Below are 13,574 nucleotides of genomic sequence, written 5' to 3' on the forward strand. Positions count from 1 at the left end.
GGGGATACTTGCTAAAACTTCTGAGGGTGGAAAAACGTGGAGTTATGCCGCTGGGATGGCGGATCTGAGAACCAAGAAACCAATGGAAACAGATTTTCGCTTTCGCATTGGCAGCGTGACGAAGACGTTCATTGCAACAGTTCTACTTCAATTAGCTGGAGAGAACCGCTTGAATCTAGACGACTCTATCGAAAAATGGTTGCCTGGTGTCATTCAAGGAAACGGATATGATGATAAACAGATTACTATCCGGCAGATATTGAATCATACAAGTGGTATCGCTGACTACATAAAGTCAAAAGACTTTGATATTATGGATAAAAACAAATCGTATACAGCTGAAGAATTCGTAAAGATGGGGATTTCTCTGCCCCCAGACTTTGCCCCAGGAAAGGGCTGGTCTTATTCAAACACAGGATATGTATTACTGGGTATCCTTATTGAAAAAGTAACCGGAAACAGCTATGCGGAAGAGATTGAAAATCGGATTATTGAACCGCTTGAATTGTCGAATACGTTCCTACCTGGCAATTCAACCGTTATTCCAGGCACCAAGCATGCCCGTGGATATGTCCAACCAGACGGAGCAAGTGAGCTAAAAGACGTTACTTATTCTAACCCAGGTAGCTCGGATGGAGATATGATTTCTACTGCTGACGACTTAAACAAATTCTTCTCTTACTTACTCAGTGGCAAATTACTGAAGGAACAGCAACTAAAACAAATGCTTACTACAGTTCCTACAGGAAGAAAAGGAATCGATGGATATGGTCTTGGAATCTATGAAATTAAGCTTCCAAACGGTGTCTCGATATGGGGACACACAGGTGGCGTTCCAGGGTTTTCTACTCTTGCTGGAGGTACAATTGGAGGCAAGCATACTTTGGCCGTCAATTTGAACAGTTCGGTTAGAGCTAACAGTCCTGATCCTTTTAAAAATATTTTACTTGCTGAATTTAGCAAGTAGGCAAAAAGGAAAACAGGATAAATTTTGTCATAGTTTTTATAGTTGGGGTAGCGTCACATCGCTATCAAGCTAAGAAAATACAACTCCCCCAGAACGAGATTTTGTCCTAACTTGTAATAAAAAAGCTTATTTTTTCGTTTTGGGGTGGATTTGTTTTCTTAAGTTGATGGGCATGTGGCGAGACCCCATATAATGAAATATAGCTTATTAAACTGATTTGCAGGGTAATGAAATACTTTTAGAGAAATATGGTTTATTAAAGTATTACTAAAAAGGAAGGGTGATTCCACATGATAGGAACTGAGAGTAAAAAACAGGAAATTTTAAAAGCTTACCAGTTCAGACATGCTTGCAAGGAGTTTGACACCAACAAAAAAATTTCGGATGAAGATTTTCACTTTATTTTGGAAACAGGCAGATTGTCTCCAAGTTCAGTTGGTTTGGAGCCGTGGAAGTTTGTCGTGATCCAGGATGCAGTGCTTCGCGAAAAATTAAAACCTGTATCCGGTGGTGCCCAGGGACAACTTCCTACTGCCAGCCATTTTGTAGTTATATTGGCCAGAAGAAAAGAAGGCTTAAGGCATGATTCCGTTCACGTGATCAAAATGATGAAAGACATTCATCATATGCCTGAAGAAGTTGTGCAAAATCTTTCCGGTTTCTACAAATCCTTCGTCGAAACAGAACTCGAAGATAATGACCGTCTCATTTTTGAATGGGCAAGCAAACAAACATATATAGCATTAGGAAACATGATGACAGCTGCGGCTCAAATCGGTATTGATTCTTGTCCGATAGAAGGTTTTGATAAAAAGCAGGTGACCACTATTTTGCAAAATGAGGGTATCATTAACGGCAACGATTTCGGTGTAGCCTGTATGGTCGCTTTCGGATATCGGAAAGAGGATCCCAAACGTCCAAAAACAAGACAAAATCTCGATGAAATTGTCGAATGGCGATAAAACTGTAGATGATGTTCCTCAGCATCAAGGGACATGATCACATAGGCATGTTCCCTTTAATGTTATTTAGAGATAAGTCCAAGTAAGCATCCAAATAGGGTGCTTTTTCCTCTGTTATATAGAAAATACATAATAAAAATGGAATTCAATAAAGTAGACATTGATTAAATAATCCCTATTGCCTTATTTTGATACTGTAAGGAATAAAGTATCAGTCTGAAAGAATAGTACATCCTATATTCATTGATGCCCCAAATTCTTCGAATAATTGTTTGTTTACTTTTTCCCAATTAATTTCTTCATTATATAAGTAAAAAAGAGATAAGAACACTTTCATTCCGTGTATTATCTCTTTTCGAATATGCATTTCATATCCCATGTAAATTTACCACATATTTCAATGGGACTTACAAATTGCTCTTCAATAATAATTATATCTTGTTTTTTGTGAAAAATATATAATTCCAAACCCTTTCAAAAATACATGGTCAGAATGTCAGTGCTTTACATGTTTTTAAGAATTATATTTAGTGATAACATGAAATTCATTTTCTTATAGTTAATTAATCCTAAATATAAATATAGGTCTTTCTATAAGAATACTATAAATTCTCCTCTATTTACCTATTCTTATAACTTTCATAAATTATTATAGTGTAGATATTGATTTAAAGTTGATTAATTAAAATGGCGAGTCCACTGCTTTTTTTATTTTGCATAGAAAAAAGGAACCTGTAATGGCTCCTTTTCACAATGCTACCTTATACTTATTGATTTTCCGCTTAACATCCATAAAAGCTAGTAATGCTGCAATAGCGCAAAGACCTTTAAACCAAAGGAATTCAGAAGAAAATAGTCCACCAAAGAAAGCGACCGAGTGTATAAAACAAGTAATACCAAATAACCAAAGCATGAACTCTAATTCCTTTGAGGAATACTTATAGTTTTTAAATCTTTCCCACATATGTATCAACTCCTATTGTCCTGATGTTCTGTAGTTTTTCTTGATGATATCTCGCATATTTAAGACAAAGAATAGAAGGAAAACCAAGGCTATGATACCGTTAACCCAGTAGTATGAATGTCCTGTTGTGAATCCAGTATAGAAAGAAAAGGAATTCCAAACTAAAAGGATTGTTGAACAGATAGTAGAGATCAATAATGAACTAAAACTTCTCATGATTTTCACCTCGATTCAAATTTTTAGAACTTTTTATATAATTATACATTTAAATACAAGGATTTACAAAAAGAATTACCATAAAGGGGTCACCATATCAAAAAAAGAAAATTGTACGTTTAGACACAATTTGGACACGAATTAGCCAGTACCTTGTACGTTAAGGACCCGGCTAATTACTTACTTTACTACTTTTTTATATAATTTTTCTCCCGTAATGGTCTTAAATTATTAAAATTTGTATTTTCATTTAAGTTCCAAACATAATCACCTGTCAACGTAATATGTTCCCAGCCAAGTGGAGGTATATGTCGTAAATATTCTTCTGGAATGTCCACACCTTTTGCACGTAATGCATCTACTAATTAACGGCTTGCTGGGCACACAACATAAAAAAACCGCTCCTTTTCGAGCGGTTTCCTCTTAGAATGAAGGTTATCCATTCTATGTGGCAATGTTTGCATGAAAACAATAAAAATTAATAATTTCCTACACAAAAAAACAGATACAGAAAAACACTATCCAGCATTACGTTCCATTACAAAAACCAAACAACCCTTTTCAGACCATGGTTCATGTTCTGTATTAGGTCCATAACAGAGATAAGAACCTGCTCCATACTCAACATCATTGCTGATAAGAGCTCCATCTAATACGAATAATTCCTCGGTATCCCTATGCGTATGTTGAGGGAATTTTGCCCCCGGTGCAAATCGCACGACATAACGCAGTTCACCATTCGCATCTCGTAATGGAATTTGTTCTATACCGTCCATAACAAATTTCCACTCACTGTTTGTGATATCAACGGAAAATAAATCTTTCATGTTATCATCTCCTTCTATACAAATAGTAATTTACGATGATATATTGGTCAATATGAACAAAAATGAACTATTCTTCAGGAGGAATGAATCATGGAAATTCGTTTGTTACAGACATTTCAAGCTGTTGTCCAATGTGGTAGTCAGATAAAAGCAGCAAATCTGCTGCAATACGCACAATCTACCATCACCCTACACATCAATCAATTAGAAGAAAAACTCGGCATCGAACTGTTTGAGCGTAAAGGAAAACAAATGGTGCTAACCGAAGCCGGAAGACTTGTGAAAGAACAGGCAGATATTTTATTAAATCAAGTGGATGTAATCACCGAAACCGCAAAAGAATTTTCAATCGGTCAGAAAGGACTTATTCGGATTGGAGCCATTGATTCCATTGGCAAAACAAATTTGATTTCCGTACTAACAAAGTTTATGAAAGACCATCCACAAATTTGTCTTTCCATCGAAAGTGGCGTAACCCAACAATTTAGTCAACGGATTATCGCTAACGAACTTGATATTGCCTTATGTCCCCCTCCATCACCAGAATTAAATCTTGAATTTTATCCGCTATATGAAGAAAAGCTTTGTTTGATACTGCCGATCGACCATCCATTATCTACACAAGAAAAAATTCACATGTGTGATTTGGAAGATGAAAATTTTATTTTAACTGGACAATTGTGTGATTATCGGCGAAAAATAGAGCATGTTTTTCTTCATCATGGTTTTCATTTACACTCTAATTACGATGCAGCAAACATGGAGATGGTTTTAAATCTTGTATTACAAGGGTTTGGTATTGCTATGCTACCTAGCAATTTCATTGCCAATCCACATCAATACGCTATTCGTGACATCGATGATATTTCATTCGCTTTACCTGTTGGATTAATCCGCAAAAAAAATATAGCCCTCAGCCCTGCTACAGAAAAATTGGTAGCTAACATATTTTCATCCTGCTAAACAAGCACAAAAACCTGCTAATGTTTGTCAAGTAGGGGTTTGTGTAGTAACGGAACAGAAACGGCAATAGGAATCCAAACCCCTTAAAGTTTAACCAATATAAGTCTAATTCATCACAATAAGGGGTATCGCCACTTGGATGGGAGCATATTACGTTGACAGATGATTATGTGTGGAATTTAAACCTAAAAACAAATTTTAATAATTTGCGACCACTACGGAAAAAAACTCAGTAAAAGAGAAGTAAAAGTAATAACCGGTTCCTTAACGTACAAGGTACCGGTTAATTTGCCTCCAAATTGTGTCTAGACGTACAATTTTCTTTTTTTGATATGGTGCCCCCAAATGGATAATAAGGATTCTATTTTTTTGCATTAAATTTCTACAAACAAAAAAAGATAAGATCGGAGAATACGATCTTATCTTCAGCACAAGGAGTAAACATAAGTGATAACCATCATATTTTTATTACAATTTATTTTTTATTAATTTTGAATATTAAAACCATATTTTACAAGTATATCTAATTTCATTGATATTAGAAAAAGAAAAAAGTATACATTCAAATCACTGAAAATAAAGGGATTGAAAAACAGATGGATAAAAAGCAACATTTAATTGATGTACAACCAATTCGGAGCAAAGAACAGCTCGAAGATATGAAATGGTCTCTTAAACGTCATTGTTCAGATCGTGATTACATTTTATTCCTACTTGGGATTAATACTGGATTACGTGTAAGTGACTTACTTAAAATGGAAACGAATGAGATTTTAAAATTAAAGCGAAAAAAGCGGAAAGAATTTAAAGTTAAAGAAGGAAAAACAAAAAAGGAACGTATCATAAATATTACATCTATTTTTGAGGAAGTATTTCCATACGCTGAAAGTCTAAAAAGTACCTGGTTATTTCCTTCTCGAAAAGGTGATAAACCCATTAGTAAAATTCAAGCCTATCGACAGTTACAAAAAGCCGGAGATTTTGCCGGAGTAGAATCATTAGGTACTCATACTATGCGTAAAACATTTGGATATTGGTTTTACAAGCAAACAAAAGATATTGCTATGTTACAAGAAATATTGAATCATAGTACACCACAAATTACATTAAGGTACATTGGAATCAATAAGGAAGAGAAAGATAATATACTTGATACATTTCGCATCTAATTTAATTTAGATGCTTTTTTGTTTATGGGTATTTTTGCCCATCTCCTCTAAATATAGATTTAAAATAAATTTTCTTTTTATCTTTCCTCAACAACATCATAAAACAATAGTCAAAAGTGCGTGAAAATAACTAAGTAATTGTCTTTTTCATACTAACTGTTAGGTTGCATTGATTAGTCAGAAGTTACTAAGTCAAAGACCGCTTAACTTCATGAGTAGAACTCAATTTAGAACATCTAACAACAAATAGTTAAAACTACGTGAAAAATCAATCTAAAGAATGAAGCGATAAGGCTTCTAACCGCAAGGACTGCGGAGATAGCCTAATAAATTAGAGTTCGATAGAACTCTTTACTTAGGAATCCCCCACTTCTAAACGAAGTGAAATTGGGGGTAGTTCAACCCGATCCTCATTTCTCATGTAAACGTTTGTTTATGTGAAAAGCGAAAATAAAAAATCAGATTTTAAATCAGATTAGAAATATTATATTTACACGTATCTCGGCTGTACCCCATATTATGTTTGGGTTGCCATACCCAACATAATATGAAAAATCTCAATCTCATTTTTATAGGATGAGATGAGATTGAGACTCTTTTGTTGTTTATTTGCTGGATAATGGAATGGTAACTAAAAATTCTACGCCTTGTTTGGTATTATTTATAGAATACGTGATAAAAAGGGATTCAAAAATTTGTTTTACAATATATAACCCTAAGCCACTCCCTCCCGTATTTCGATTTCTTGACTTTTCGATTCGATAAAAGGGTTCGAATATGTGTTGTATATTCTCTTCTTTAATTTCGACACCTGTATTGATGACTTGTATTTCGGTATGGTTTTGCTTAGATTCTTGGCTTAACTTTATATAGACCTTTTCGTTAGGTGGTGAATACATAATCGCATTATGAATGATGTTTTTACAGGCTTTTTCTAAAAGAACACAATCCGTATAAACAAAAATGTCAGAATCGACTTCTTTTATTATTTGAATGCCTTTTTGAGAAGCAAAAAATTCGAGATTTTTTGTGATTGTACCTACTAATTTCGAAAGATTTACTTCTTCTACTTGTAGTTTAAAGGTATGTTGTTCTAATTTTGACATGCTTAAGATTTCGCGAACCAGTTGTTCCATACTTTCAATTATTTGATGATTTTTCTTTAAATATTGGTCACGATTTTGATAAGGGCCGATATTATATATCATCCCTTCTAAGTATCCTTTCATAATAGTAAGAGGAGTTTTTAATTCATGTGCTACAATAGCAAAGAATTCCCTTCGCTTTGTTTCTATTTCTCTTTCTTTTTCAATATCACTTTTCAATTGCTGATTCGCTTTTTGCAAATCAAAAATTGCCTGTTGTAAATTTATGGACATATCATTCAAGCTATTGGACAATTCCCCTAATTCATCCATAGAACGAACCTCAATTTTTTCGGAGAAATCCAAGTTTGCCATCTTTTGTGCACCTTCATTAATATAAATAAGTGGTTTGGTAATAAACCTTGAATAGAGATAAGCACTTCCTAAACCAATAACCAGTACAATGATACTAATATAGGGGAGAAAAAGCACCAAGACCTGTGAAGCTTCATCGATCGGTTGAAATGTTGCGAACACCACAAGCGTTAAGTTAACATCTTGGAATTGTATTGGCCTGGTAACCTCATATGAATTACGAGAATAATCCAAACCCTTTATTGGTACTGTTTTAACAAAACCTTTTGCTTGAGTACCCCCCTGAATAGTACTCCCTTGAATAGCACTTCCTTGAATAGTACTTTGAAGAAAAGTAAGAGAAGGATAATAAATAAGTCTTCCCTCATTATCTTGAAGGTAGATCACTGCATTATTTTTTTGTGCGTATTCATCAACAAGTGGTATTGCATTTTGAAGCGTAAGATCTTTAGATTTATCAATTATTTCTTCGATTCCCGTTTGAAGCTGATCTGTTTTGTATTGCTCATAAAATTTAGGGAGAAAGAAGTATAAAGTTACATAAATCAAGGTTGCAAAGGCTAACAAAATGAGGGATGTAGTCATAAAGAGTTTATAGGTAATTCTTTTCATCTTCATGATTTTTACAATACTATTCATCGATTTTATAACCAATGCCCTTTACTGTTTTGATATAGGGTATATCTAATTTTTTTCGTATGTTTTTCATATGCGTATCAATCATTCGTGTGTCTCCGGCATACTCATATCCCCAAATTTTTTCTACGATATTTTCTCTTGTGAGTACCTTTTTTTCATTTTGAAGTAGTAGTTGCAAAATTTCAAATTCTTTTGTCGTTAAGGGAACTTCAACCCTATTTACATATACCTTATATGCATCACCATCGACATGTAGTTCTCTAAATACAAAATGATTATCCGTACTTTGATTATTACTTCTTCTCAGTACTGCTTCGACTCGTCTCATCAAAACATGAAAAGAAAAAGGTTTTGTAATATAATCATCGATTCCAAGATCAAATCCTTTCATTTGATCTTGTTCTTCTTCTAGCGCAGTTAGCATAATAATTGGTATATTTGACTGACTTCGAATCATTTTGGCAACTTCAAATCCATTCAGGTTTGGCATCATCACATCTAGAAGAATTAAATCGAAGGATTGCTTATTAAATTGTTTCATGCCCTCTAATCCATCTGATGCAACTATAACTTTATACTGTTGTGTCATTAAAAATTGTTTGATTAATTCTTGTATTTCTTGATCATCTTCTACCACCAGAATGTGATAGTTCTTCATAATATCACCTCTTGTAGTCATTATAACCTTCCAATCTGAAGTTGATGTGGAGACGTATTAGAAACACTATAAAAACTTCACAAGAAAACTACATGTATTTCAAATCAGCTCCAGATGCATGAGATAGGTTATATACATAGCGAGACAGAGGGAGGTAATTAAGATGTCACTGGAAGCAAACATCATTCTTTCTTTATTAGATGTACAACTGTGGATGGCCCCTCATTCGAATAATAGACGCATAAAAGAGAAAAAATAAAAATTGAAATCAGCACCGTGCTTAAATAAATACACAAGTGTAAATAAAAGAAAGCTATATAAGTCTAGTGAACAAAAATAGGGAGGATCAAATTGATTCTCTCTATTTTTGTATTCAATAACTAGGTACTGAAAATCTTTACTATAACTCTAGATTAACTCCATATAGAATACAGATTAAGTTTGTATGATACATGTACCAAATAGAAAGGAATGATACATGATGTTGACGATTTACACAATCTATCAAATTTTATCCCTTCCTTCTTATTTACACACAAACCTATTACCATCCATTCTCACAAGAATGCTAGGATCTAAGTTTATAACAAAAGAATAAATAAGCTAATGGATGTTTATTGTCCCTTGTTTCCGCTTTTTGCAAAACACCTGTATAAACATGCATGCTACTATGTACATTGAATACCCTATTTGTTGAGAGCCGAATAGGCTCTTTTTTTAGAGACAAGCTCGAAGTGTGTTTGAATACATTTATATATATTTATATAAAAGTTGAAACGTAATGTTACCCCTACGAAAAAACAGTTGATTTATGTCTAAACCATGCCTAAAGGTAAAATTTTCTTTTTTTGAAATGGTGATTCCTAAATATTACATTCATACATCGTATTTCAAATATGAAGACAAAAATATTCAATTGTAAATTAAAGGAGAAAGGGATGTTCACAATGGGACACTATGATATAAATCAAACAGAAAGCAATAGGAATAAAGCCTATAAAAAAACAGGGTATTTTTTCACAGGAATAATTGGTGCAGTGATTGGTGCAATTACCATTGGATTGACCACCCCTTATATAAATGAAATCAAAGGAAGTGCGGGTCAATCTCCTAAGCATAACGAAGTAAATCAGGGGCTACGCCGATCTCTTACAAACCAGAAGATGTGAGCAATCCTCAAAATATGATTGAATCTGCAAAAGAAGTTGTCATAGGTGTCATTAACTATAAACAAAATGCAGATTCATTTAATACGCAAGATCAATCAGAAGAAGCTGGTTCGGGATCAGGGGTCATATATAAAAAAACGGCAATAAGGCTTTCATTGTTACAAATAATCATGTGATAGACGGTGCGAATAAAGTAGAAGTGAAATTGAATAATGGTAAAAAGGTTCCCGCTAAAGTAGTAGGGACAGATCCATTATTAGATTTAGCGGTATTAGAAATTGACGGGACAGATGTAAAAAGAGTCGCAACACTTGGAGACTCAGAAAAAATTCGTACAGGGGAAACGGTAATAGCCATTGGGAATCCATTGGGGCTAGAAGGTAGTGTAACAAAGGGGATTATTAGTAGCAAGGAACGAGAAATACCTGTTAGTACCCTTGGAAATCAACAAGTGGATTGGCAAGCACAGGTAATTCAAACAGATGCAGCTATTAATCCTGGGAATAGTGGAGGAGCTTTGTTTAATGAACAGGGTGAAGTCATTGGAATTAATTCGAGTAAAATTGCACAACAAGCTGTTGAAGGAATTGGATTTGCAATTCCAATTCATATAGCCAAAACGATCCTAGAGTCTCTTGAGAAAGATGGAACAGTTAAACATCCGATGATGGGTGTACAGTTATTAGATGTGGAGAAAATGGCAGATTCTGCACGCAATCAATTAAAATTACCAAAAGAGATATCAAATGGTGCAGTATTGAGGAATATCTCAAACCAATCACCAGCAGAAAAAGGTGGATTACAACAATATGATGTTGTGATTGCATTAGATGGACAAAAAATAGAAAATGTCGTTCAATTCCGTAAATATTTATATGAAAAGAAAAAATTGGGGGATACAATTAAAGTAACAGTTTATCGAAATGGTGAAAAACTAACAAAAAACGTGAAATTAGCGGATTAAACAAGTGCCGCTTAAAAATATAGCCACCTTTCGGTGGTTTTTTTATATGTGCTTTTTGTGTGGGTACTAGATATATCAGAGGTGGTAAATGTGATTAAGCAAAAAGAATGCCCACATTGTTATTCCATGCAGGAGGCTAATTTTCCAGCTATAGTATCTCATCCTGTACTGTATGGGGCATAAATAAAGGGAGTTATCCCGTGTTTGTATTCCTTCCTCAAGTTAATCGGTTGGTGACTGATATTTTATACCTATTATTATTCCGTTTGTCCTCATTCCACATTAAATGGACTGACTCCTTACCAATGTTCAAAATCGATTACGTATTTTAATTTGTGTTCCAGTTTTTCTTGACTATATTAACGAATCACTACATATGCACTCCAGATAAGCCCTAATATCTTTAGATAATCTACTGAATATCTTCATATAAACTCCAGATAGTGTATTTAGAATAACAACTATCAAGGAGGTTAGGAAAAATGAATTTTATAAAACGCGCAATTCTCAGTATGAAAAAAAGAATAGGAACATCATTAATTTTGATGGCGGTCTTTCTGATTGTTACAAACTTAGTGCTGGCAGGATTCGCAATCCAAAATGCATCAAAAAAAGCTGCTGATTCAGCAAGAAAAAAACTGGGTGCTGATGTTACTTTAGGTCTTGATTTTGATAAATTAGGAAAACAAGCAAGGGAAACTGGAGAAGCGCCTAATCCGCCGCAGCTCAATACAAAAGAAACAGATCAATTAGCGAAGTCCAAGTATGTAAAAGACTATAATTATATAACCAATAATTTCGGAATTGCGGATGGGTTTAAATTAGTAGGAGCTTCAGAAGGAGAAGAAGAAGGAAAAGGAAAAGGTAGCGTTGCCATGGTGGGAGGTTCAGGTTCAGGTTCAGAAATAGATATGAATTCTTCTCTTATGATAGAAGGAGTTCGCAAGACTTTATTACAAGAAAGTTTTAAAAATGGAAAAAGTAAAATCATTGATGGGAAACCAATTACAGAAAAGATGCAAGATCAGAATGTAACTTTAATGGAAAAACGATTAGCGGAACAAAACAATTTGAAAGTAGGAGATAAGGTTAAAATTCAATCAGGGGATAAGAAGGAAACTCTTGAACTTGAAATTATTGGTATTTATGAAACGAATGAGCAACCAATGGGTCAAAATCCCCCTCCTATGATGAATCCAGCTAATAAACTATATATGCCTCACTCTACTTTAAAAAAATTAGAAACAGATGAAGGTATGAGTAGCATTCAGGTCGTGTACTTATTGAACGATCCACAATACATTGAGGCATTTAAAAAAGAAGCAAAAAAATCTGATATTGATTTTAATTATTTTAAGTTAGATGCACATGATTCATTGTACAAGCAAATGATTGGTCCTATCGAAAATATCGCTTCTACGTCTCAAATGATTATCTATATGGTATCTATTGCAGGTGCGATTATCTTAGGATTAATCATTATGTTATCGATTAAAGCACGTCGTAAGGAAATGGGGATTTTATTATCTATTGGAGAGAAAAAATGGAAACTGATGGCGCAGTTCGTAGTAGAAGTAGTATGTATTGCTATTTTAGCATTTGGATTATCCCTAACAACAGGAGCTAAAGTTTCTCAATTCGTAGGGGATAACTTACTTTCGAGTGAAATTGCTACAGCAAGTGAAGAAAAAGACAATTCACAAAATGGTAGTGTAATGATGGTTGGAGCTGGTGGTACTCCACAAAACCAAAATGAAGATCCAATTGATAAAATTGATGTAAGTGTAACAGGAGAGGATTTAGGGAAAATGGGGGGGATTGGACTGACTATTGCTATATTAGCAACTATTTTGCCAGCATTATCTATTCTACGCTTAAATCCAAAACAAATCCTTTTAAAAGATGAATAAGGAGGCTCGATATGGAGACGATTTTGCAATTTAAAAACTTAGATTATTATTATGAAAGTAACGGAAAAAAAGTAACGATACTAAATAATGTGAATTTTTCTTTTCAAAAAGGGCATTTCTACACGATTTTGGGGCCATCCGGATCTGGTAAAACCACAACGCTTAGCTTAGGTTGTGGGCTGGATAGACCTAAAAATGGTCATGTACTGTATAAAGGCAAGGACATTCAAAAAATTGGTTTGGATCGATACCGTAATCAATATGTATCCGTGATTTTCCAATCATATAACTTGATTACCTATATGACTGCTCTTCAAAATGTACTAACGGCAATGGAAATTACCGGTGTTAAGGTACAAAATAAAAAGACAAGGGCATTAGAATTATTAGAGAAGGTAGGACTCACAGAAGTAGAAGCGAAACGGAATGTTTTGCAACTAAGTGGTGGACAACAACAACGTGTAGCAATTGCTAGGGCACTATCTTGCAATGTTGATTTACTGATTGCTGATGAACCAACAGGAAACCTTGATGGAGAAACAGCAAAAGAGATTATTGAGTTGTTTCAAGAGCTCGCTCATCAAGAGAATAAATGTGTAATTGTTGTTACGCATTCACAAGAAGTTGCAAAAAAATCGGATCGAGCAGTTTATTTAAGTAAGAAGAAGTTGGTAGTAAACGAAAGTAATATCTAAATAATAAACAA

General features: G+C 34.2%; 11 protein-coding genes and 2 pseudogenes. 7 read left to right on the plus strand and 6 right to left on the minus strand.

What is annotated here, in order from left to right; genetic code table 11:
* Positions 1-967: serine hydrolase domain-containing protein (locus tag U860_RS0130105; protein WP_025151379.1), on the plus strand; the 967-nt coding region annotated here is incomplete at its 5' end.
* Between the two features lie 290 nt (positions 968-1,257).
* A complete protein-coding gene (locus U860_RS0130110; protein ID WP_025151380.1) occupies positions 1,258-1,929 on the plus strand; it encodes an NAD(P)H-dependent oxidoreductase in 672 nt (223 codons plus the stop codon).
* Positions 1,930-2,677: 748 nt separating this feature from the next.
* Here the strand turns inward: U860_RS0130110 and U860_RS0130120 are convergent.
* The 4 genes and pseudogenes from U860_RS0130120 to U860_RS0130125 all read right to left on the minus strand — a co-directional run bounded on the left by U860_RS0130120 (position 2,678) and on the right by U860_RS0130125 (position 3,936).
* Positions 2,678-2,893 carry a hypothetical protein gene (locus U860_RS0130120; RefSeq protein WP_025151381.1) on the minus strand — a complete coding sequence of 72 codons (216 nt, stop codon included), beginning with the start codon at positions 2,891-2,893 and terminating at the stop codon, positions 2,678-2,680.
* A gap of 12 nt (positions 2,894-2,905) precedes the next feature.
* Entirely contained in the window at positions 2,906-3,109 is a 204-nt protein-coding gene (locus U860_RS36725; protein WP_081807008.1) for a hypothetical protein, read from the minus strand.
* Between the two features lie 188 nt (positions 3,110-3,297).
* A pseudogene (locus U860_RS34715) lies at positions 3,298-3,471 on the minus strand (Tn3 family transposase); the annotation flags it as partial.
* A 156-nt stretch (positions 3,472-3,627) separates the two neighbouring features.
* Entirely contained in the window at positions 3,628-3,936 is a 309-nt protein-coding gene (locus tag U860_RS0130125; protein ID WP_025151382.1) for a cupin domain-containing protein, read from the minus strand.
* A gap of 90 nt (positions 3,937-4,026) precedes the next feature.
* On the opposite strand from U860_RS0130125, the gene U860_RS0130130 reads away from it, so the two are divergent.
* Both U860_RS0130130 and U860_RS0130135 read left to right on the plus strand, forming a co-directional pair.
* Positions 4,027-4,899: a LysR family transcriptional regulator gene (locus U860_RS0130130; RefSeq protein ID WP_025151383.1), complete on the plus strand. Its 873-nt coding sequence runs from the start codon at positions 4,027-4,029 to the stop codon at positions 4,897-4,899.
* Positions 4,900-5,495: 596 nt separating this feature from the next.
* Positions 5,496-6,068 carry a tyrosine-type recombinase/integrase gene (locus U860_RS0130135; RefSeq protein ID WP_025151384.1) on the plus strand — a complete coding sequence of 191 codons (573 nt, stop codon included), beginning with the start codon at positions 5,496-5,498 and terminating at the stop codon, positions 6,066-6,068.
* Positions 6,069-6,673: 605 nt separating this feature from the next.
* On the opposite strand, the gene U860_RS0130140 is transcribed toward U860_RS0130135, so the two are convergent.
* Together U860_RS0130140 and U860_RS0130145 are read right to left on the minus strand one after the other, a co-directional pair.
* On the minus strand, positions 6,674-8,146 hold the full coding sequence (locus U860_RS0130140; protein ID WP_025151385.1) for a HAMP domain-containing sensor histidine kinase: 1,473 nt from the start codon (positions 8,144-8,146) through the stop codon (positions 6,674-6,676).
* Between the two features lie 13 nt (positions 8,147-8,159).
* Positions 8,160-8,825 (minus strand): response regulator transcription factor, encoded by a 666-nt coding sequence (locus U860_RS0130145; RefSeq protein WP_025151386.1) that lies wholly within the window; start codon positions 8,823-8,825, stop codon positions 8,160-8,162.
* Between the two features lie 938 nt (positions 8,826-9,763).
* Between U860_RS0130145 and U860_RS32320 the strand changes: the two are divergent.
* The 3 genes and pseudogenes from U860_RS32320 (at position 9,764) to U860_RS0130165 (ending at position 13,563) form a co-directional block, all read left to right on the plus strand.
* Positions 9,764-10,958: pseudogene (locus U860_RS32320) on the plus strand (trypsin-like peptidase domain-containing protein).
* 482 nt (positions 10,959-11,440) lie between these two features.
* Positions 11,441-12,868: an ABC transporter permease gene (locus U860_RS0130160; protein ID WP_025151387.1), complete on the plus strand. Its 1,428-nt coding sequence runs from the start codon at positions 11,441-11,443 to the stop codon at positions 12,866-12,868.
* Positions 12,869-12,879: 11 nt separating this feature from the next.
* Positions 12,880-13,563, plus strand: a complete 684-nt coding sequence (locus U860_RS0130165; RefSeq protein WP_025151388.1) for an ABC transporter ATP-binding protein — start codon at positions 12,880-12,882, stop codon at positions 13,561-13,563.
* Positions 13,564-13,574: the final 11 nt, after the last annotated feature.

The organism is Bacillus sp. H1a, assembly GCF_000633475.1.
In the GTDB taxonomy this organism is placed as follows: domain Bacteria; phylum Bacillota; class Bacilli; order Bacillales; family Bacillaceae_G; genus Bacillus_A; species Bacillus_A paramycoides.